Raw genomic sequence first — 22,243 nt, forward strand, 5'->3', positions numbered from 1 at the left:
CGTACCGGACGGCCATCGAATTCATGGATCCGAAACGACCCCTGGGGGCTGGAGCGGTGCTCTTCGACAGCGTGCTGGACGCGATTGGCTGCACCCCGGTGCTGCGGCTCCGGATGGACACGCCTCCCGGAGTCGACGTGTACGCGAAGCTGGAGATGCAGAACGTCTTCGCGATGAAGGACCGTGTCGCCCGCAGCATCATCCTGAAGGCACGGGAGAGCGGGGTGCTGCGGAACGGGGACCCGATCCTGGAAAGTTCTTCCGGCACCATGGCCCTCGGGGTGGCACTGGTGGGCACCGCGCTCGGCCACCCGGTGCACATCGTCACCGACCCGCGCATCGACGAAGTCACCCTCGCCAAGCTCGCCGCGCTGGGCTGTGAGGTGCACATGGTCGGCGCGATGACCGCGCAGGGCTGGCAGAGCGCCCGGCTCGAGCGGCTGGCCGAGCTGATGGACGAGATGCCGGGGGCGTTCTGGCCTCAGCAGTACACCAACCCGGACAACCCGGCGGGATACCGCAGGCTGGCCGAGGAACTGACGGACGACCTGGGCCGGGTCGACGTGCTCGTCGGTTCGGTGGGAAGCGGCGGTTCGCTCTGCGGCACCGCCAGGGCACTGCGGCGGCGCTTTCCCAAGCTCCACGTCGTGGGCGTCGACTGCGTCGGAAGCCGGCTGTTCGAGCAGCCCGACCGCCCGGAGCGGTTGCAGAGCGGACTCGGCAACAGCCTGCTGCCCGGCAACCTCGACCGGCGGCTGATCAACGAGGTGCACTGGCTCAACGACCATGAGGCGTTCGCGGCGACCCGCGCCCTGGCCGCGGAGCAGCAACTGTTCGCGGGCAACACATCGGGCGTGGTCTACCGAGTGCTCCACGACGTGGCCTCGCGGGCGGAGCCGGGAAGCACGGTCGTCGGGATCTTTCCGGACCGCGGTGACCGCTACGCCGGCACCGTCTACAGCGACGCGTACTGGGACCGGCACCGGCTGAGCGGGGGGCCCGTGGCCCGGACCCCTCAGGTGGTGGAGTACGGGACGGAGGTCCGCACCTGGTCGCGGGCGGCCGTCAGGCCGCCCTCGGCGCCGCCCCGGCTGCTGTTCGTGGAGTCCAACACAACGGGCTCGGGCATGCGCGCCCTGCGCACGGCGGCCGCACTCGGCCTGGAGCCCGTCCTGCTGACCGGCGGCCCGGAGCGCTACGCCGGTCTCACCGAGACGGGCTGCGAGGTGGTGGTCTGCGACACCAACTCGCCGGAGGAACTGCGCGCCACCGTCCAGAGGCGGTACCGGCGCGAGGAACTGGCGGGCGTCACCAGCACCAGCGAGTTCTACATTCCCCGCGTGGCCGATCTCGCGGAATGGCTCGGGCTCCCGGGCAATCCGCCGGCGGCGATCGCCAGTTGCCGTGACAAGGCCCTGCTCCGGGAGACTCTGGCCCAAGCCGGGGTGCGCCAGCCCGCGTTCGGCATCGCGCGCGAGGGCACGCTTTCCGGGGACGTGGCCGACGCCGTTGCAAGAGTCGGTCTGCCCTGTGTGGTCAAGCCGGTGGACGACTCCGGCTCCCGGGCCGTGCGGCTGTGCCACACCATGGCCGAGGCGACCGAGCACGCCGAGCGGATCCTGGCGGAACGAACCAATGTGCGTGGGCAGCCCACCGCCCGGCGGGTGCTGGTGGAGCAGTACCTGCCGGGGCCCGAGGTGAGCGTTGAGATGTTCGGCTGGGACGGCGAGACGCATTGCCTCGGCGTCACCGACAAGAGCACCTCCACCGGCCCGTACTTCGTGGAGCACCAGCATGTCTTCCCCACGGCGCTGCCGACGGCCGCCGTCGACAGGATTCAGGACGTCGTCCGCCGCGGCCTGGCCGCGGTCGGGGTCGGGGCCGGTGCGACGCACACCGAGGTCAAGCTGACCCCCGAGGGACCGAGCGTCATCGAGATCAACCCACGGCCCGCGGGCGGGATGATTCCCGAGCTGATGCGGCTCGCCTCCGGGATCCGGGTGCTCGAACAGCACATGCGGGTGGCGGCCGAACTGCCCCCGCAGCTCACCGCCTCCTCGTACCGCCACGCCGGCATCCGCTTCCTGACCGCGCCCCGGCCGGGGGTCCTGCGGACGGTGGAAGGTGTCGCGGCGGCGGGCCGGACACCCGGGGTCGAACAGGTCACGGTCACCGCCCGGCCGGGGGCGAAGGTGAGACCGGCCCAGGACGCGTACGACCGCCTCGGCTTCGTCATCGCCTCCGGAGACGCACCCGGGGCGGTGGCACGTTCCCTGGCCGAGGCGGCGGCGCGGCTGCGGATACGGACGGATCAGGACACGACGAAGGCGGGGCCCCTGCCGTGATCGAACTGCGCAGTGACACCTTCACTCTTCCGACGCGGGAAATGCGCCGCGCGATGGCCGACGCGCCGCTCGGCGACGACGTCTACGGCGAGGACCCGACGGTTCGCGCCCTCGAGGAACTCGCGGCGGAGACCCTCGGCAAGGAGGCCGCCTGTCTGATGCCCTCGGGAACCATGGCCAATCTGGCCTCCCTCCTGGTGCACGCACCGCGGGGCGCCAAGGTTCTGGTGGGCAGCGAGAGCGACATCTACGTCTACGAGGCCGGCGGCGCGTCGGTGTGCGGTGGAATCGTCTACGAACCGATCCCCACCCAGCCCGACGGCCGACTGCTCCTGGAGGACCTGGCCGCCGGATTCCCCGTCGACGGCGACGACCCCCAGTTCGCGCGGCCGGCGCTGATCTGTGTGGAGAACACCCACAACCGCTGCGGCGGCGCGATTCTGCCCGAGGAGTACATCGAGCGGCTGCGGCGGTTCGCCGACGAGCGACGCGTGGCTCTGCACCTGGACGGCGCCCGGGTGTTCAACGCCGCGGTGGCGTCGGGCGTCCCGGTCGCCCAACTGGTCCGCCACGTGGACACCCTGCAGTTCTGTCTGTCCAAGGGACTGGGCGCCCCGGTCGGATCGCTGGCCGTCGGCCGTGCGGACTTCGTCGCCGAGGTCCGCCGGGTGCGCAAAATGCTCGGCGGCGGCATGCGCCAGGCAGGGGTCCTCGCCGCCGCGGGGATCGTCGCCGTCAGGAACGCCGGCCGGCTGGCCGAGGACCACGAGAACGCCGCCGCCCTGGCACGGGGCCTGGCCGGCATTCCCGGCATCGAGATCGACCCCGGAGAAGTCCGGACCAACATCTGCATGTTCCGGGTCACCGACCCGCGGTTCACCTGGCAGAGCTTCGTGGCGTCGGCCCGCGAACTCGGCCTGGCGGTAGGTGAGCTGGGCCATGGCCGCATCCGGGCCGTCACCCACTCCGGCGTCACCGGCCACGACATCGAGGCGGCGGTGTCCATCGTGGCCAAGGTGCTCAGCCGCGGTCCCGAGTACTGACGCCGAAAGAAAGAAGGACAGGATGAGCTCGGAAGAGCAACGGGGCGGTGCGAGCCCCAGGCAGCGGGAACTCCTGGCCATGCTCCTGGCACGGCGCAAGGGGATGTCGGCCGCCCCGCGCCGGGTCCCGGCGGCGGAGCCGATCGCCGCGTCCTACGCCCAGCGCCGGATGTGGTTCATGGACGAGCTGTACGGCGCGGGCCCGACCTACAGCGTGCCGTTCGTGCTGCGGTTCACCGGCGATCTGGACACCGACGCGCTCGTGCGGTCCATCAGGGAGCTGTACGCCCGGTACGAGGCGCTGCGCACCAGGTTCGAGCGGGACGCCGAGGGAAATCTGCTCCAGCACGTCGTGGACACCGACGGACTGGCCGTCGAGGTCAGCGACGTCGGTGAGACCGGTGACCCCGACGGCGCGTCCGCGGAGAGCCGCGCGCGGCGGAGGATCGACGAGATCATCCACCGGCCGTTCGCGCTGACCGGGGACCCGCTGCTGCGGGTGCACCTCATCCGGGTCTCGGACACCCTCCATCTGCTGGCGCTCTGCACCCATCACATCGTGTCCGACGGCTGGTCCGAGAAGATCCTCTTCGCCGAACTGGGCCGGCTGTACACGGCGCATGTCCGGGGCGTGCCGGCCGACCTGGCGCGGGTCCCGTTCCAGTACCGCGACTACACCGCCTGGGAGTACCGCGCGGCGGCCGCCGGTCAGTTCGACGACGACCTGGCCCACTGGGTGAAGAAGCTCGACGGGGCACCGGCACTCCTGGAACTGCCCTGCGCCCGCCCGCGCCCCAAGCGCCCCTCCGGAGCGGGCGCCGCCGTGGAGTTCGCGATCGCCGAGGAACTGGCCCGCGGTGTCGAGACACTGCGCGAGGCCGAGCGGGCGTCGGCCTTCGCCGTCGGGCTGGCCGCGTTCGCGGCGCTCCTCCACCGCTATACGGGCGCCGACGACCTGATCATGGGCGTGCCGGTGGCCAACCGGGCCCGGACCGAGTGGGAGGGCGTCTTCGGCCTCTTCGTCAACACCGTGCCGCTGCGGCTCCGGATGACCGGTGACATGACGCTGCGGGAACTGGTGGCCCGCACCCGGGACGAGCTGCTGGAGGCGCAGGATCACCAGCACATCCCGTTCGACATGGTGGCCAACCGGATCGCGCCCGGCCGCGACGTGAGCTACGGTCCGCTGTTCCAGGTGATGGGCAACCTGCACGAACCACACCCGCCGCTCGACCTGCCCGGTGTGCGCTGCGAGATCCTGGAGGTGCCGACCCGGACCGCCAAGCTCGACCTGACGCTGCATCTGGTCCCCTCCCCGCGCGGCCTCGCCGGCCGGATCGAGTACAGCACCGACCTGTTCGACCGGCCCACGATCGATCGCGTGATCGCCCACTACCTGCTGCTGCTGCGGCGGCTGACCGACGATCCCGGCCGGCGGCTCTCCGCGTTCCCGCTGCTCACCGAGGAAGAGGAGGTCCTCCTCGCGCGGGAGGGCGAGACGGCGTCCGGGTCGGCGCGGCCCGGCGTCGTGCTTCTCGACGCGTACGGGCACCCCTCGCCGATCGGCACGGTCGGTGAACTCCACGCCACGGGCGAGGACGGCCGGCCCGCACCCACCGGCCGACTGGCGCTCCGGCAGGCCGATGGCGGCATCCGGGAGCTCGGGCACCGTGACCGCTTCGTCGAGATCAACGGCTTCCGGGTCGACACCGCGGCGGTGGCCACCGCACTGCGTACGCACCCGGCGATCGCGGACTGCGCCGTCCTCGCCGCCCGGACGGATGACCTCGGGAGCTGCCTGGCCGCCTGCTACGTGCCCGTCGCGAACGGGCCGGCGGTCCAGTCCGTCGAGCTGGCCCGCCATTTGGCGACCGCTCTGCCGCGCCATCAGATCCCCCAGGTGTTCGTGCGGCTCACGGCCCTGCCCCGCAGCGGCGACGGCGATCCGGACCCGGGTGCCCTGGCCGAGGCGGTGCGTCGGGCTGCGGGCGAGGAGGACCCAGCCGACCCCGAGCCGCTGACGGCAACCGAACGGGAACTGGCCCGGCTCTGGTCGCAGCTCCTCGCCCGACCGGAGATCCGCCGATCGGATCACTTCTTCGCGCTGGGCGGGCACTCGCTCCTGGCGGTGAAGCTCATCGCCCGGGCACGGCGGATCTGGCAGACGGACCTGCCGGTGAGGACCCTGTTCGAGGCCCCGACGCTGGCCGAGTTCGCCTGTGCGCTGGAGGAACGGCTGGCCCGGCAGGAGGGGCAACGCCCGGTCGAGATCGCCAGACGCCCCGCCGACGCGCTCGTCCCGCTCTCCCCGAACCAGGAATCGCTCTGGTTCATGGAGGAGTTCCAGCCGGGCAACTCGCTGTACCACATCGCCCGCGCCCGGGAACTCATCGGCGATCTGAACGTCCCCGCGCTGGAGCGGGCGCTGGCAGGGCTGGCCGGACGGCACGAGTCGCTCCGGACCAGGATCGAGGAGCGGGACGCCAACCCGGTCCAGACCGTGGGGTCCGAACCAGCGGTGGAGTTCGGCCGGACCGACATCGCCGGCCCGGCCGGCGAGACCGCCGAGCGGCGCATGGAGGAGGCATTGCGGGCCGCCGCCCGGGAGGCCGCCCGCCCGTTCGACCTGCGCCGGGGCCCGCTGATCCGCGCGCACCTGTACCGCCTCGCGGAACGGCACCACCTGTTCGTCGTCGTGGTACACCACATCGTCTTCGACGCCTCCTCCTACGACATCCTGGCCGCGGAGCTGGCCGAGCTGTATCGCGCGGCGTGTGCCGATGAGCCCGCCGACCTGGCCGAACTGCCCGTCCAGTTCCCGGACATCGCGTTCTGGGAGCGCGGCGAGGAGCAGGTCACCGCCCGGGAGGAGGCGCACGTCTCCTACTGGACCGGACTCCTGGCCGACGCGCCGCCGCTGCTGGAGCTGCCCACCGACACCCCGCGCCCCGCCCGCCGCACCTACGCGGGCGAATCCGTCTCCGCTCTGCTCCCCGCCGACCTGCTGGCCCGGATCCGGTCGCTCAGTGCCGAGGCGGACGCCACGCCGTTCATGACACTGCTGGCCGCCTTCGAGGTGCTGCTGTGGCGCTACACCGGTCAGCCGGACTTCGTCGTGGGCACGACCGCCGCCAACCGCGAGCGGGAGGAATACGAAGGACAGATCGGCTACTTCGTGAACACCCTGCCGCTGCGCGCCACCGTGAGCGGCGACGAGTCCTTCCGGCTGCACCTCCGGCGGGTCCGGGAGACCGTGCTGGAGGCGTCCGCCCACCAGACCCTGCCGCTGGCGAAGCTGGTGGCGCTGCTCTCGCCGGAGCGCTCACCGAGCTACAACCCGCTCGTGCAGATCGTGTTCGACATGCACGAGGGCGAGGAGCGGCACATCCACCTGCCGGGCCTGACCGACCGCGAGGTGTCCCTGGGCGTCCGCTCTCTCGACTTCGACCTGGTGCTGTCGGCCAGGACGGCCGAGGACGGGGTGCGGCTGACGGTCGACCACAACACTGATCTCTACCCCCGGTCCCTGGTGACCGGGCTGCTGCGCCACTACGAGGTGCTGCTGCGCGCCTTGCTGGCGGACCCGGACATGCCCGTCGCACGGCTGCCCCTGCTCGCTCCCGACGAGCGGGCCGAACTGGTCCGGCTCGCCTCCGGGACGCCCTGCGACGACCTGCGGGCGAGCACCCTCCACCAGTTGTTCGAGCAGCAGGTCCGACGCACTCCTGACTCCATCGCCCTGACACATGACGGCAGCCATCTCACGTACGCGCGGCTCAACGCGGACGCCAACAGGCTCGCCGGCCACTTGATCGCATCGGGTCTGGGCCCGGAGAACCGGGTGGGCCTGTACACCGAGCGCGGACCGCACACGTTCATCGCCGTGCTGGGCGTACTGAAAGCGGGCGCGGCCTACGTTCCCCTGGACCACGGTGATCCGCCGGAGCGGCTCGGTGCCATGCTCGACGAGGCCGGCGTGATCGCGATCCTCGCGCATCGGGACACCGAGAAGAGCGCCACCCGGCTCACCGAACGGACCGGACGCCGGCTGTTCCTGGTGGACCGGATCCTCGCCGACGCACCGGAACGCGCGTCCGGCACCCCTCGGGCGCGCGCCGCGGGAGACCAACTGGCCTACGTCCTGCACACCTCGGGCTCCACAGGGCGCCCCAAGGCCGTGGCCCTGCCCCATCGTTCGCTGCTCAATCTGATGCGCTGGGACAGGGACGAGATTCCGGTTCGGCCGGGCGAGGCCGTTCTGCAGTTCAACTCCCTGGGATTCGACGCCTCGTTCGTCGAGATGTTCGCCGCCTGGCAGGCAGGGGGCCGGCTGGTCGTGCTGTCCACCGACGCGACGCGGCGCGATCCCGGGGCAGTGCTCGACATCCTGGACCGGGAACGGATCGGGCGCTGGGACACTCCCTACGTCGGGTTGATGAACGTCGTCGGCTGGTCGCTGGCCGAGGGCGGGGAACGGCGGCTGAGCCTGCGGCATGTGATGTCCGGCGGCGAGCAACTCCAGGTCACCGACGCCCTCCAGGAGTGGCTCCGGGGCGTTCCCGGATGCACGCTGATCAACCAGTACGGTCCGAGCGAGGTCAACCGGGCGACCAGCCAGCCCCTGCCTCGGCGGACGCCGGCGGGGGAGGGGGGCGGCGAGCCGTGGCCGACCCTGCCCCCGATCGGGAGGCCCGCGTACGGCACCTCCGTCTACGTCATGGACGACTCGGGCGCGTTGCAGCCGATGGGCGTCCCCGGCGAGGTGTACATCGGGGGCGGGAACCTCGCACGCTGCTATGTCAACCGCCCCGACCTCACAGCCGAGCGATTCGTACCCGACCCGTTCGGCCCGGTACCCGGCGCACGGCTCTACCGGACGGGCGACATCGCGCGATACCGCCAGGACGGTTCCCTGGAGTTCCTGGGCCGGAACGACAGTCAGCTCAAACTCCGCGGACACCGGGTCGAACTGGGCGAGATCGAGGCCGAACTGCGGCGGGTCCCGGGCGTCCGGGAGGCCGCGGTGGCGGTCCATGGCGAGGGGGTCGCACGCCGGCTCACCGGCTACCTGGTCCCGGAGCCCGGGGTCCTCGCCCCCGCTGCCACCGAGGTGAGACGGCTGCTGTCGCAACGGCTCCCCGACCACATGCTGCCCGTTCACTACGCCGTGCTCTCCGCGCTGCCCACGACGGCCAGCGGGAAGCTGGACCGCAAGGCGCTGCCGGAACCCGCCGATCCCGCCCCCGCCCCGGGACCTGGCGCGAAGCCGCGCACCGACCGGGAGCGGTATCTGTGCGCGGTCTGGGAGGAGTTTCTCGGACACCGGGACATCGGGATCCACGACAGCTTCTTCGACCTGGGCGGCCACTCGCTGCTCGCCACCCGGCTCGTGGCCCGTCTCCGGCAGGAGCTGGCGGTCGACGTGTGGGTCAAGGATCTCTTCGACGGCCGGACCGTCCACCGGCTGGCCGCCGTGCTGGACACCCGGGCGAGGGCGGGAACGGGCGGCCGGGATGCCGAGCCCAGGGTCGTCCGACGCCCCCGGCAGCCCCGACGAGGAGGCGAGCAGAGGTGACATCCCCACGAGAAGTGGTCCTGTACGACTGGTTCGACCGCTCGGTCATGGCACACCCCGCCCGCACGGCACTGGAGGTCGAGGAGCACGTCCTCACCTACGCGGAGCTCGCGCGAGTGGTACGCGGCCTGGCCGGCGCACTGGTCGAGTGCCACGGCGGCACGGCGCCGCGCCGCGTCGGGCTGCTGGCCGGGCGGACCCTGGCCGCCTACGCCGGATACCTGGCGATCCTGTGCCTGGGGTCAACCCCGGTGCCGCTCAACGTGCGCTTCCCTCCCGCCCGCAACGCCGACATCGCCGCGGCCGCCGGACTGGACCTGGTGATCAGCACGGACGCGGAGCGTGCCGCCGAGGTGGGCACGACCGTCTACGAGGCGTCTCCCGGGCGGCTCGCCGAGTTCGCCCACGGCCCCGCGCCGGAGCTTCCCGGCTCCCGTGCGACCCCCGACGACTTCGCCTACATCCTGTTCACCTCGGGCTCCACCGGCGCCCCCAAGGGTGTTCCGCTCCAGCACCGGCAGGTCTGCGCTTTCCTCGGCCACGTCATCGCCCGTTACCCGGCCGGCCCGGGAGCGCGGGTGTCACAGGTGGCCGAGCTCACCTTCGACCCGTCCGTGCACGACATGTTCGTCGCCTGGGGGACCGGAGCGGCGCTGGTCGTGCCCAGCCGGGAGGAGATCCTCGCTCCCGTCGACTTCGTCAACCGCCGCCGGCTCACCCACTGGTTCTCCGTCCCCTCGGTGATCTCGACGGCCCTGCGGCTGGGTGAACTCGCACCCGGCGACATGCCGGGTCTGCGCTGGAGCCTGTTCTCGGGCGAGCCGCTGACCTGGAAGCAGGCCCGGGCCTGGCAGGAGGCGGCACCGCACAGCACCGTGGACAACATCTACGGGCCCACCGAGATCACGGGGTGCTACGAGTACCGACTGGGCGGCGATCCGGGTTCCTGGGAAACAACCGGCAATGGCACCGTTCCGATCGGCTCGCCCTACCCGGGGACGGAATACCTGATCCTCGACCCCGAGGGGAAGCCGGCGCAGGAGGGCGAACTCCTCCTGCGGGGTGTGCAGCGCTTCCCCGGATACCTCGACCCCGCGCAGAACTCGGGCCGTTTCATGACCGTCGACGACGACGGCGCCCAAGTACTGCGCCGGCCGTTCGAGATGACCGACGAGATCTGGTACCGCACCGGTGACCGGGTGCTTGAGGAAGACGGCCGGCACGTCCACCTCGGCCGCCTCGACCACCAAGTGAAGATCCGCGGCCACCGCGTGGAAGTCGGGGAGATAGAAGAACTGATCCGAACTCACGACGGGATCCGCGAGGCCGTCGTCGTGGCGGGCGAAGGCGCCGACGGCGAACGCGAACTGCGAGCCGCCTGCACCGGAGCCGGCGCCGACACCGAGCAGGTGCTCGCCCGGCTGCGGGAGCGACTGCCCGACTACATGATCCCGCGGTCGCTGGTCCGATTCGACGAACTGCCCCTCAACTTCAACGGCAAGATCGATCGCACGATTCTGGAGCAGGTGCTGTTCTGCTGAGGCCGCTCCCGCACGAGGCACGACGGAAGACGCACGACCACGGAGAGGGAAGACATGGTGCGGCTGGAAGCGGTGGAGCGTGCCACGGCACGGGCCGACTACGCCAGGGACGGCTGGTACGCCCCGGGGACCGGGCTCGATCCCGCGTTGCTCGACAGCGTGCGGCACAGTATCGAGGAGATGTCCCGAATGGAGCGGCCCGAGGTCGTGTACGAGGCCGGCTCCCGTACCGTCCGTGCCCTGCACGGCTGCCACCGGTACAACGACGTGTGTGCCCGGCTCATCCGGCATCCGCTGCTGGTGGACCTCGCCGAGACGCTGCTGGGCGAGGAGGTGTACGTCTATCAGTTCAAGGTCAACATCAAGAGCCCGCGCGAGGGGAAACAGTGGCCCTGGCACCAGGACTACGCGTTCTGGGCCCGGGAGGACGGCATGCCAACGCCGAACGCCGTCTCCATCGCCATCAACATCGACGACGTCCACGAGCACAACGGCCCGCTGACGGTGCTTCCCGGCTCCCACCGGCACGACCTGATCGACGCCTCCAAGCCACCGGAGCCGGCCGGGCGGGAGACCTGGCACGCACACGTCTCGGCCAAGCTGAGCCACACGGTCCCCGACGCCCGGGTTCGGAGACTCACCGAGGAATGCGGCACCACAACGCTCGTCGGCCCGGCCGGAACGCTCATCGCCTTCCACCCCAACCTGGTGCACTCATCGTCCGACAACCTCTCGCCCGACCGCCGCGCCGTCCTGCTCATCACCTACAACGCGGTGCGCAACGCCCCGACCCGGCTGACCCGACCGGACTTTCTCGTGGACCCCGATACCACCCGGGTGCGGCCCATGGCCTGGGACGGCCCCGAGGCGGACGATGACTGAGCGACACCCGGCACCTCCGGTACATGGGGATACGAATGGAACCGATCACCACTCAGGACATACGGCGCTCGCTGGTCAACATGTCGAGGCGCCGTGCCCAGGCACTGGTGATTCCGCGACTGGACGACGTGGCCTGGCAGGATCTCGACTTCCTGGCGTGGGCCGACGGCAGGGACGCGAATCGCTCCTACCTCGTGACGAACTGGCGCGACCGACTGGTCGGGATGGAGATGCGCGCGACGGCGCGCGGTCCGGACTTCCGCCGCAAGACGATGTGCGCCCTGTGTGTCACGACGCATCCCCTGGGCGGCACAGCCCTGTTCGCCGCCCGGAAGGCCGGCAAGGAGGGGAGGCGGGGCAACACGGTGGGCGAGTACCTGTGCCGGAACCTCGCCTGCTCGCTGTACGCCCGGCGGAAGCTCGACCCGCCCATGATCCAGATGCACGAGACCCTGAGCCTGGACCGGCGCATCGACCGTGTCGCGGAGAACCTCTCCGCGCTCGTCGGGAAGGTTCTCGGCGAAGAAGAGCAGGACTGATCTCCGAAAGCTCAGTGCCCGCACACGTCTACGAACAAGGTGTCCATCCGTGACCGAAACGTCCACCAGCCTCTGGCGGCACGCCAACTTCCGCAACCTCTGGCTGGGGCAGACCGCTTCGACCCTCGGCTCGAAGATGACCGGCATCGCTCTGCCCCTGGTCGCCGCGCAATCGTTGTCGGCATCGGTCTTCGAGATGGGATTGATCGTCGCCCTGGAGTACGTTCCGTACCTCCTGATCGGCCTCTTCGTCGGGGTCTGGCTCGACCGCAGGCCCAAACGCCCCATCATCGCCTTCAGCGACGCCGCACGCGCCGTGCTCCTGCTGGCCGTCCCGCTGGCCTGGTGGCAGGACTGGCTGTCGGCACCACTGCTGATGCTCATCGCGTTCCTGGTCGGCTGCTGCAGCGTCATCTCCGACGTCGGCACCGCCTCCTTTCTGCCCACCGTGGTGTCCCGCAAGGACCTCGTGCAGGGCAACAGCAAGTTGGAGATGTCCATCTCCGTCACGAACATCGGCGGCAGTTCGGTGGGCGGCGCCGTCATCCAGGTGATGACCGCCCCGTTCGCGCTCATCGCCAACGCGGTCACCTACGCCGTTTCCGCCCTGTTCACTCTGCGGATCACGACCGCCGAGACCCCCCGCGAGGGCTCCGACGAGGGCGGGAGCATCTGGCAGGACATCCGGGAGGGACTCGCCTTCATCGTCCACAACCCGACCATCCGGGTGCTCACCGGCGCCACGCTGATCTTCAATTTCTTCACCCTGGCGTTCGAGCCCATCTTTCTGATCTTCATCGTCCGCACGCTGGAGATCGAGCCGATCTACATCGGCCTCATCTTCTCGGCAACCGGCGCGGGCGCGCTCATCGGCGCCTTGATCGCCGAACGGATGGGCCGCGCGCTGGGCCTGGGGCGCACCCTGGTGGTGTCGACGACTCTGGCCGGACTCGCCTCCGCCCTGCTCCCCGTGGCCACCGTGGTACCCGTGGCCCTCGCGATCGCCCTGGTCGTCGTGATGCGCCTGGTCGACGGGGCCATGGTGATCGTCGGCAACGTCAATCTGCGGAGCTACCGGGCGGCCATCACCCCCGATCATCTCCAGGGCCGGATGAACGCGTCGATCCGCACGGTCGTGACGGGCATCGCGCCCGTGGGAGCCGTTGTCGGCGGTGCCCTGGGAGCCTTCCTCGGCGTCACCGCCGCCCTGGTCGTGGCCTCCGTCGGCATCCTCCAGGCCGGCGTGGTGCTCGCCCTGTCGCCGGTCCGCTCGGTCACGGACGTGCCGGGCGTGCTGGAGAACGAGGAAGAAGAACCGGCGCTGAAAGACGCCTAGGAGAAGGGAAGGGCATGGCGACACCCGAGGAACGGCCGCGCATCCTGATGCTGTGGAGCGTGCCCCGCGCGCGCTCCACAGCGGTCTTCCGAATGATGTGCGAGCGCGGCGACGTGACGGCGGTCTTCGAACCCTTCTCCTGCTTGGCGAACTTCGGGGTGTCGGACATCGGGGAGGTGTCGGTTCACGGCGAACGGGAGGCGCTGGCGGCGTTGCGCGGGCTCGGACAGCGGTGCACCGTGTTCGTCAAGGACACCACGGAGAACCGATATCCCGGGGTCCTCGCCGATGAGGCGTTTCTCGCCCGCGACGCGCGTCACGCGTTTCTGATCCGGCACCCCCGGGAGACGATCGCCTCCTGCCACGCGCTCAACCCCGGCATCGGATATGACCAGATAGGCTTCGAGGCGCTGCACGAACTGTTCACCGTCGTGCGGCAACGCAGTGGGGAGACTCCCGTCGTCATCGATGCCGAGGACCTCATGGCCGACCCGGAGGGGATCATACGGGCCTACTGCGCGCGGATGGACATCACGTTCCGGGCCGGCGCGCTCGCCTGGCGCCCCGAGACCCGCAAGGAGTGGCTTCCGACGCGGGAGTGGCATCGCGACGTCAGCGCCAGCAGCGGTTTCGAGGTCCTCACGAAGAAGGCGTACCCGGATATCACGGCCTCCCCTGTGCTCCATGGATACATGCGGCGCTCCCTGCCGTACTACGAGGAGCTCCGCTCACTTCGCGTTCAGGTCAACCGCAGCCGAACAGCCAGGTGGCCGGACCGGCTTTCGTGAGCGGACTACCGGAACGTCTCGCGGAGGCGTTCACCTCACCGGCGAGTCGAGCGGCATACGCGCGAAGCAGCTTGTGCATGCGGTAACGACCAGGTGCGGACGTACTCAGGAGGTGGGCATCGACGAATGACTCGAGCAGTTGATCGGTGTGTGTCCCGGACAGACCCGACAGCTCTGAAACGCTATGCGTTTCGACGTGCTCCGAGGGCAGTCGGCCGAGCAGACGAAAGATGTACTGCTGAAGCGTGTTCAGATCGTCATACACCTGCCGGAATGCCTCGATCAGGCTGTCGTCCCCCGCGTGCGGAGCGGTCCGAGTCTCCCTGCTGATGGCCAGATGGGAAGCCAGGCGGGAGACGGGCCACGATGGACGGTGACGCAATTTCCCCGCCGCGATCCGGATGGCCAGCGGGAGACGGCCGCACAGGTCGACGATCGCGTCCACGGCCCCGGGCTCCTGAACGGCGCGCTCGTTACCAAGGATTCTGCCGAACAGCTCACGTCCCTCTGCCGGCGACATCTCCTGGAGGGTCAGCTGATGGAAGTCGGCGCCATTCGTGAGCCGGTTCCGGCTCGTCACCATGGTGAGACAGTCGGACACGCCGGGCAGCAGAGGAAGGATCTGCCTGGTGTCGCTCACGTTGTCGAGCAGGATCAGTACACGGCGGTCGGCGACCATCCTGCGCCAGGTGGCGGATCGCTCTCCCAGGCCATCGGGAATACTCCCCGGGGGAACACCCAACCCCGACAGAAGCGCCGCCAACGCCGAGCTCGGATCCAGCGGTTGATTTCCGGCCGCAGGTGCGCTCATATCGACGAACAACTGGGCATCCGGGTACCGCGAGGAAAATTGATGTGCCACATGGACGGCCAGCGCCGTCTTGCCGATTCCGACCATGCCATCGATCACGATGACCTTGGGATGAGGCGAATGCGACGGGCCGCTCGCTCCGGAGACTCTGCTCAACTTCATGAGGAACTGTTGCTCTGCGTTCCGGCCGAGAAAGTGAACGGGACGGGGCGGCAGATTGTTGGGATACAGTGCTCGAATGAGTTGCGTTTTGACGCCCGCGGAGTCAGTTGTCGTGATGTGGCGATGACACTCCTGCAACTCAGGCCCGGGCTCGACGTCCAGCTCCTCCTTGAGGACCTGACGAGTCCGCTCGTAGACGGCGAGGGCATGCGACTGGGCGCCGGACCGGAAGAGCGCCAGCATCAGCTGGGCCGCCAACCGCTCACGAAGCGGGTTCTCGGCCACCCGCGCATACAGTTCACCAAGGAGAGACTCATGGTGGCCCTGAACGAGTTCGAGTTCGATGCGCTCCTCCATGACGGAGAGCCGGAGCTCGTTCAGCCCCATGACCTGAGCCTGGAGGGCCGCGCTTTCAATCCCGGACAACGCGGGTCCGCGCCAGAGGGACAGAGCATTTCGGAACCGGTCCAGCGCCCCCGCATGGTCGCCGTCTCTCCGTAGCTGCCGCGCCTCGGCCACACGACGTGTGAACACCCTCGCGTCGAGCTGGCTGTCTTCCACCTTGAGCTGGTACCCGTCTCCCACCAGGGTGAGCCGTTCGCCGATCTCGGAGTGGAGCCGCCTGAGATCGGACGTGGTGTTGCGAATCTGTTTGATGGCGGTGAAGGGCGACTGGTCCTCCCAGACCGCATCGATCAGCCGGTTGATCGAGACCGGCATACCGTCGGCCAGCAGCAGAGAACCCAGGACGGCCGGACGTTTCGTTCCAGATAGTTGTAGCCGTCGGTTTTCGGACCAAATCTCGACAGATCCCAGAATGCGGAATTCCAGCAATTGATCCTCCAACGTGAGCTTGATCAGCCCCTTGGGCGTGCGTCATCAAATCGTCGGGCGCACGGTGGCGGTCGCGGGGGCGCCGCCCCTCCGGGCGCGGCGGCTGAAGGGCGTGACGACGTCGGTGATTTCTTCGGAAGGTGATCCCATCGGTGAGCGGCTCGGGCGCACCTCGAGATGTTCGACTCAGTCCTGGCGGACCGCTGGTATGCGGTCGGCCGGCAGCCGTTCGTGAGCGTGCCGGCGGCGGGGTTGCTGTGGGGGGTGAAGCTGCTGCTCGTGGTCGCTGGACATGTTTCCCCAACTCGCTCTGAGCTGCTTACTGGAGAGAATCGCAGCGCTGCTTTCATCTCGCTTTCATGCCGATGAGGCCGTGCGCAGCCGCCCGGGGGGCGGAACGCTCGCTGAGGCCGCTGACGCCCGGCCGCGCGGTATTGTCCTCGCGCTGCGCGGGATTGTACTGATCCCCGCCCCTACTCTTGATCCGTTCACGTGCCCGAATGGACTGGGGGACCCTCATCCATGACGGCAAGCGCTTGCACGGCCGAGGGTTCACACACGGGAAACGCCCCACCCCCGCACCGCTGACCACCCCCTACACAGTCCGCTCATGACTTCCCAACGCCCCGGCCGGGCAACGCGTGCCCCGCGCGTTCGGCCGGGCCCATCGTCGTCGAACGCGCCGAGCGCGACGTGTCCACCGACGGCTCCAAGCCGTTCCCGTCCGGCGGAACGAGCCCGCGCGCTCCCGCACCGGCGAACCCGACCGGTCCCTCGCCGAGGACGGCGGTCCCCTTGTGACCTCCGGCGGGATCCGGGTCATGGACCGGCCGGTCCACCACGACCGGCCGGATCCCCTTCGAGAAGAACACCCATCCGGGCCGGTGGACGACCGCCCGGCGGTGGGCCGGCAGCTTCGACGGCCCACCGGGACAACCGCGGTGTGCGGCAGCAGCACCCAGTATTCGAAGACGAAAGGCGAGCCGAGGATGAAACGATCAGTCGCGCTGCGACTCTACGCGATGCTGGCCTTTATGGCCGTCGCGATCGCGACCGGTGTGGTTCTGTCGATGCCCGAGGCGTCGGCGGCGACCGGAAGCGCCAGCGGCTACGCGACCCAGAACGGTGGGACCACCGGCGGTGCGGGCGGGCAGACGGTCCGGGCCACCACCGGCACCGCGATCCACGCCGCCCTGTGCGGCCGGGCCAGTGCCAGTACCCCGATCATCATTGAGGTCGAGGGGACCATCAACCACGGCAACACCAGCAAGGTGTCGGGCGAGAGCTGCAACACGGCCGACGGTGTGATCGAGCTCAAGCAGATCAGCAACGTGACGCTCGTCGGTGTCGGCAGCGGAGCCGTCTTCGACCAGCTCGGCATTCACATTCGCGAGGCCAGCAACATCATCATCCAGAACGTGACCGTCCGGAACGTCAAGAAGTCGGGCTCGCCCACGTCCAACGGCGGTGACGCCATCGGCATGGAGAGCGACGTCCGCAACGTCTGGGTCGATCACGTCACCCTGGAGGCGTCGGGTGGGGAGTCGGAGGGGTTCGACGGCCTCTTCGACATGAAAAACAACACCCAGTATGTGACGCTGTCCTACAGCATCCTGCGCAACTCCGGCCGCGGTGGGCTCGTCGGGTCCAGTGAGAGCGACGTCTCGAACGGCTACATCACGTTCCACCACAACCTGTACGAGAACATCGACTCCCGCGCCCCCCTGCTGCGCGGCGGCATCGCCCACATCTACAACAACCACTACGCGGGCCTCAACGAGTCCGGGATCAACTCCCGGGCCGGAGCCCGCGCCAGGGTGGACAACAACTACTTCGAGGACTCCAAGGACGTCCTGGGCACCTTCTACACCGACGCGGCCGGTTACTGGCAGGTCAACGGCAACATCTTCGACAACGTGACCTGGTCCAGCCCGGGCGAGGACAACAACCCGGCCGGCCCCAACCCGCAGTCCAACACCAGCGTCAGCATCCCCTACTCCTACACGCTCGACGCCGCCAGTTGCGTGCCGAGCGTGGTCAGGCAGACGGCGGGCGCCAACACCGGCATGCGGGAGTCGGACGGCAACTGCACGCCCCAGACGCCCGACCCGACGGAGCCCGACCCGGACCCGACGGAGCCCGACCCCGACCCGACCGACCCGACGGGGACCAACCTCAGCATCGGAGCCGGCTCCGACGGCTCCAGCAAGGCGGACGGGACGAGCTACGGCAACGTTCGCGACGGCAACATGAACACCTACTGGTCGCCGACCGGCTCGACCGGCGCCATCTCGATCAAGTGGAGCTCCGCGACCACGGTGTCCAGGATCAACATCCGGGAGGCATCGGGCGCCACCGGGAACATCGGGTCCTGGAGGGTCGTCAACGCCGGGACCGGCGCCGTCCTGGCCTCCGGCAGCGGGGCGGGTGTCATCACCTTCCCCTCGACGTCACTGGCCAAGATCACGTTTGAGATCACCAGCTCGGCCGGCACGCCGAGGGTCGCCGAATTCGAGACCTACGCCGGGTAGCGACGCGGTCCCGCCGCCGATCACCCGAGGTCCGGGGGCCGCCCGGCCGGCCCCCGGACCAGGCATAGTGACCCCATGGACGGACGAGGGCTGGACCGCGACGGAACGATCGCCCGCGAAGGCGCGCTGGACCGCGTGCCCACCGCGTTCGTCCCCGTGGTCGACGCCGCCCGCGCACGCATCACCGAGACGTTCGATCCCACCCGCCTGCACAGCGCCTACCTCTACGGCAGCATCCCGCGCGGCACCGCCAGACCCGGAGTCTCCGACCTCGACCTCCAACTCGCCCTCCACGACGAGCCCACCGAGGCCGACCGCGCCGACGCGAAAGCGATCGAGGCCGCACTCGACCGCGCGTTCCCTCAAATCGACGGCGTCGGAATCCTGCTGACCAGCACCCGCGTTCTGCTCAGCGAACTCGAACGCCACGATCTCGGATTCTTCATCGCCTGCCTCTGCACCCCGCTGCTCGGTCCCGACGTGGCGGAACATCTGCCCCGTTATCGCCCCACGTCCCTGCTCGCGCGCGAAACGAACGGCGATCTCGCCCGCCTGCTGCCGCGTTGGCGCGCAAAGGCGGCCGAAGCGGCCACGGACGCCGAGCGGAAAACCCTCGCCCGACTCGTCGGCCGTCGCCTCGTTCGCACGGCATTCACCCTGATCATGCCCCAATGGGGCGGCTGGACCAGCGACTTGGAGCAATCCGCCGAACTCTTCGGCCGCTATTACCCCGAGCGCGCCGCACACATGCGCATCGCCGCGTCCATCGGCCGCACACCCTCGCCCGATCAGGCAGTGCTCGGAATGCTCATCGACGACCTGGGCCCGTGGCTCGCGGCGGAATACGCGGCCACGCACGGCGAGAAGGCCCCGCGCCCCTGACGGACCCCTGGCCTGCGCCTTTGGCAGAGAAGCGGGCGGGGAGGCCGGAAGGATCCGCGTTATCCGGCATTCGCCCACACCCCCGTGGCCGCCGTTTCCCGCACATATTCGGCGAACGATCTCGGCTCGCGCCCCAGCACGCGCCGCACGCCGTCCGAGACTTCGGCGTACGCGCCGCTGCGCACGGCCGCGAAGCGCCCCAGTTCCAGCGCGACGAATTCCGCCGGCACGCCCGTCCGGACCAGCTCGCTCTCGAAGCGTTCGGGCGTCAGCGAAACGTAGCGGATATCGCGTCCGCTGGCCCGCGCGATGCGCGCGACCGCGTCACCGAAGCTCAGCGACTCCGGCCCGGACAACTCGTATACCCGCCCGGCGTGAACGTCCTCGGTGAGCGCCGCCACCGCCATTTCCGCGACATCCCGGGCATCGACGAACGGCTCGCCTCCGTCGCCCGCCGACAGCCTCACCTCACCGCGCCGCAGCGGTTCGAGGAACAGGTCCTCGCTGAAGTTCTGCGCGAACCACGCGGGCCGCAGCACCGTCCACGCCGCCCCGGCTTTGCGCACCGCCTCCTCGGCGGGGACCGCCTCCGGCCATCCGCCTCCCGACTGGAACACCAGCCGCTCGGCGCCTTGCGACACCGCCAGTTCGCCCACCTCCCGCAGACGCGGCGCCGCGTCGGGGCTCGCCAGGTCGGGCAGATACACCAGGTAGACCGACCTCGCCCCGCGCAGCGCGGGCTCCCATGTCGTCCGGTCCGTCCAGTCGAAACGCCGCTCGCCGGAGCGCGAGGCAACGCGCACCGGCACGCCGCGTTCCCGCAGCAGCCGCACCACCCGGCGGCCGATCTTTCCCGTGCCACCCAGGACCACCGTCGGTTCGTTCGACCTCGATTCCCTCATGCCGGGGAGCCAACCGCCGCCACGGCCGGCGAGCAAATGGTTTCCCGGACGGCCGTCGGCCCGCCGCGCCGCCACAGCCGCCGCACGTCAACACCTGGGCACACCCGGTGATCCGCCCGCGCGGACGCTCCCGTCGGGCCGTCGGCGGCACTTTCGTCAGAACTGTTGACTCGGCGCTCCGCGCAACCTACGTTCATCGGCACTGCGGCTCGTACGCGATATCTCATATACGAGACACGCCTGAATGTGGGCCGTATCCAGACCTCGCAGTAAGGCCCCGTCACGCATGAACGCACCCCTGTCCAATTCCGCGCCGGTGCCCATCCCTTCTCGCACGCAGTACGTCATGGAGCAGTTGAAGCACGCGATTCTGACCGGCGGACTGGTCCCCGGCACCCCGCTGGTGGAAACCGAACTGGCTCGGACGTTCGGCGTCTCCAAGACCCCCGTCAGGGAGGCGCTGAAGACCCTGGCCGGACGAGGACTTGTGGTGATGAGCGCGTACAAGGGCGCCGCGGTGCGCGCGGTGGACGCGACGATGGCCCGCTCGGTCTACGACGTGCGGCTGCTGCTGGAGCCGGAGGCGCTGCGCCGCACGGTCGGCGAACGGGCCTCGCTGGCCGAGGCGCACGCCGCGCTCGAACGGGCCGACGCGGCCGGCGACACGGCGGAACGTTCGCTGGCCAACCGGGACTTCCACCGGGCGCTGTACCTGCCGTGCGGCAATCCGCTGCTGGTGAGGATGCTGGACGACCTGCGCGACCAGGCGGCCCTGGTGTCCTCGGTCGCCTGGCAGGCGCGGCCGACCTGGGAGCGCGAGGCCGCCGAGCACCGGGAGATCCTGGCCCGCGCGGAGGCGGGGCAGGCCGAGGAGGCCGCCGGGCTGCTGCGGGAGCACATCGAGGGCTTTGTGCTGCGCGCGTTCCCCCTGGACTCCGCGGACTCCACGTTTCCCACGGCCTCCGCGGGAGGGGCGTCATGACCGCCCCGGCCGGCCCCACCGCGGCGGAGTCCGCCGAGCTGTTCGCGGTGCAGCGTGCCGCGCTCGCCGATGTGGTGGCCATCCCGGTCACCCCCTTCGACGCCGAGGACCGGCTGGACCAGGACACCTACCGGGCGTTGGTCCGTCGGCTGCTCGACGCTGGCGTCCGGACACTGACGCCGAACGGCAACACCAGCGAGTTCTACTCCCTCACCCCCGAAGAGCGCCGCCTGGAAGTGGAGTTGACGATCGCCGAGGCGGGCCGGGAGGCGCGGATCATCGTGGGCGTCGGCCAGGAGGTGCCCACGGCGGTGGCCGCCGCCGTGCACGCGCGGGAGGCGGGGGCGCGGATGGTGATGGTGCATCAACCGGTGCACCCGTATGTGTCAAGGGACGGCTGGGTGGACTACCACCGGCACATCGCCCGGGCCGTGCCGGAGCTGGGGGTGGTGCCCTACATCCGAAACCCGCTGATCAGCGGCGCCGCCATCGCCCGGCTGGGGGAGGAGTGCCCCAATGTGATCGGGGTGAAGTACGCGGTGCCGGACCCGGTGCGGTTCGCCGCCGTGGCGCGGGACGCGGGTCTGGAGCGTTTCGTGTGGGTGGCCGGGCTCGCGGAGCTGTCGGCACCGGCCTACTTCGCGTGCGGCGCCACCGGGTTCACCTCGGGACTGGTGAACGTCGTGCCGGAGGTGTCGATCGAGATGCTGCACGCCCTGCGGGCCGGTGACTACCCGGCGGCGATGAAGGTGTGGGAGCTGATCCGCCCCTTCGAAGAACTGCGCGCCGAGCGGCAGTCGGCCAACAACGTCACGGTCGTCAAGGAAGCGCTTGCGGCACTCGGCCTGTGCCGCCGCGACATCCGCCCCCCGAGCGCGCCTCTGCCGGAGGCCGAACGGGACGCGGTGGCCGCCATCGTCGAGGGGTGGGACGCCCGGTGAGCCGCGACGACATCCCCGACACCTCGCCCGAAACCACGCCTCACAACGCCCGAATGAGCGGCACCGGCCGCGACTTCGCCTTCCGCTCCCGACCGGGAGAGGTCCCCGAGCCCTCCGCGGGCTGAGCCACACCTCGTTTCCCCGCACGT

14 protein-coding genes are annotated in these 22,243 nt (G+C 70.0%); 12 read left to right on the top strand and 2 right to left on the bottom strand.

The annotated features are described in order from the left end of the window. Positions 1–23 precede the first annotated feature (23 nt). The 8 genes from RM590_RS15105 to RM590_RS15140 are packed head-to-tail and all read left to right on the top strand — an operon-like array spanning position 24 to position 14,049. Positions 24–2,345, top strand: a complete 2,322-nt coding sequence (locus RM590_RS15105; protein ID WP_311705055.1) for a pyridoxal-phosphate dependent enzyme — start codon at positions 24–26, stop codon at positions 2,343–2,345. After that, positions 2,342–3,388 carry a low-specificity L-threonine aldolase gene (gene ltaE / locus RM590_RS15110; RefSeq protein ID WP_311705056.1) on the top strand — a complete coding sequence of 349 codons (1,047 nt, stop codon included), beginning with the start codon at positions 2,342–2,344 and terminating at the stop codon, positions 3,386–3,388. Before RM590_RS15105 ends, ltaE begins: the two co-directional genes overlap by 4 nt. 22 nt (positions 3,389–3,410) lie before the next feature. Further along, positions 3,411–8,963: a non-ribosomal peptide synthetase gene (locus RM590_RS15115; RefSeq protein WP_311705057.1), complete on the top strand. Its 5,553-nt coding sequence runs from the start codon at positions 3,411–3,413 to the stop codon at positions 8,961–8,963. Then, on the top strand, positions 8,960–10,504 hold the full coding sequence (locus RM590_RS15120; RefSeq protein WP_311705058.1) for an AMP-binding protein: 1,545 nt from the start codon (positions 8,960–8,962) through the stop codon (positions 10,502–10,504). The genes RM590_RS15115 and RM590_RS15120 overlap by 4 nt, the downstream gene beginning before the upstream one ends. Before the next feature lie 54 nt (positions 10,505–10,558). Beyond that, positions 10,559–11,386 carry a phytanoyl-CoA dioxygenase family protein gene (locus tag RM590_RS15125; RefSeq protein WP_311705059.1) on the top strand — a complete coding sequence of 276 codons (828 nt, stop codon included), beginning with the start codon at positions 10,559–10,561 and terminating at the stop codon, positions 11,384–11,386. Between the two features lie 35 nt (positions 11,387–11,421). Continuing rightward, positions 11,422–11,925 (top strand): FBP domain-containing protein, encoded by a 504-nt coding sequence (locus RM590_RS15130; RefSeq protein ID WP_311705060.1) that lies wholly within the window; start codon positions 11,422–11,424, stop codon positions 11,923–11,925. Positions 11,926–11,974: 49 nt separating this feature from the next. Beyond that, positions 11,975–13,261: an MFS transporter gene (locus RM590_RS15135; protein ID WP_311705061.1), complete on the top strand. Its 1,287-nt coding sequence runs from the start codon at positions 11,975–11,977 to the stop codon at positions 13,259–13,261. A 14-nt stretch (positions 13,262–13,275) separates the two neighbouring features. Next, positions 13,276–14,049, top strand: a complete 774-nt coding sequence (locus RM590_RS15140) for a sulfotransferase-like domain-containing protein (RefSeq protein WP_311705062.1) — start codon at positions 13,276–13,278, stop codon at positions 14,047–14,049. On the opposite strand, the gene RM590_RS15145 is transcribed toward RM590_RS15140, so the two are convergent. Next, a complete protein-coding gene (locus tag RM590_RS15145) occupies positions 14,006–15,856 on the bottom strand; it encodes an AfsR/SARP family transcriptional regulator (RefSeq protein ID WP_311705063.1) in 1,851 nt (616 codons plus the stop codon). The two genes, RM590_RS15140 and RM590_RS15145, sit on opposite strands and share 44 nt — an antisense overlap. A 989-nt stretch (positions 15,857–16,845) precedes the next feature. On the opposite strand from RM590_RS15145, the gene RM590_RS15150 reads away from it, so the two are divergent. Together RM590_RS15150 and RM590_RS15155 are read left to right on the top strand one after the other, a co-directional pair. Next, positions 16,846–18,387, top strand: coding sequence for a pectate lyase family protein (locus RM590_RS15150; protein ID WP_311705064.1), 1,542 nt, complete (start codon positions 16,846–16,848; stop codon positions 18,385–18,387). Positions 18,388–18,462: 75 nt separating this feature from the next. Continuing rightward, on the top strand, positions 18,463–19,269 hold the full coding sequence (locus RM590_RS15155) for a nucleotidyltransferase domain-containing protein (RefSeq protein WP_311705065.1): 807 nt from the start codon (positions 18,463–18,465) through the stop codon (positions 19,267–19,269). 59 nt (positions 19,270–19,328) lie between these two features. Here the strand turns inward: RM590_RS15155 and RM590_RS15160 are convergent, their stop codons facing one another. Continuing rightward, positions 19,329–20,171: an NAD(P)H-binding protein gene (locus RM590_RS15160; protein ID WP_311705095.1), complete on the bottom strand. Its 843-nt coding sequence runs from the start codon at positions 20,169–20,171 to the stop codon at positions 19,329–19,331. 286 nt (positions 20,172–20,457) lie between these two features. On the opposite strand from RM590_RS15160, the gene RM590_RS15165 reads away from it, so the two are divergent. Both RM590_RS15165 and RM590_RS15170 read left to right on the top strand, forming a co-directional pair. Further along, a complete protein-coding gene (locus tag RM590_RS15165) occupies positions 20,458–21,153 on the top strand; it encodes a GntR family transcriptional regulator (protein WP_311705066.1) in 696 nt (231 codons plus the stop codon). Next, a complete protein-coding gene (locus RM590_RS15170; RefSeq protein WP_311705067.1) occupies positions 21,150–22,094 on the top strand; it encodes a dihydrodipicolinate synthase family protein in 945 nt (314 codons plus the stop codon). The genes RM590_RS15165 and RM590_RS15170 overlap by 4 nt, the downstream gene beginning before the upstream one ends. Positions 22,095–22,243 lie beyond the last annotated feature (149 nt).

Source organism: Streptomyces litchfieldiae (genome assembly GCF_031845365.1).
Taxonomy (GTDB): Bacteria; Actinomycetota; Actinomycetes; order Streptomycetales; family Streptomycetaceae; genus Streptomyces; species Streptomyces litchfieldiae.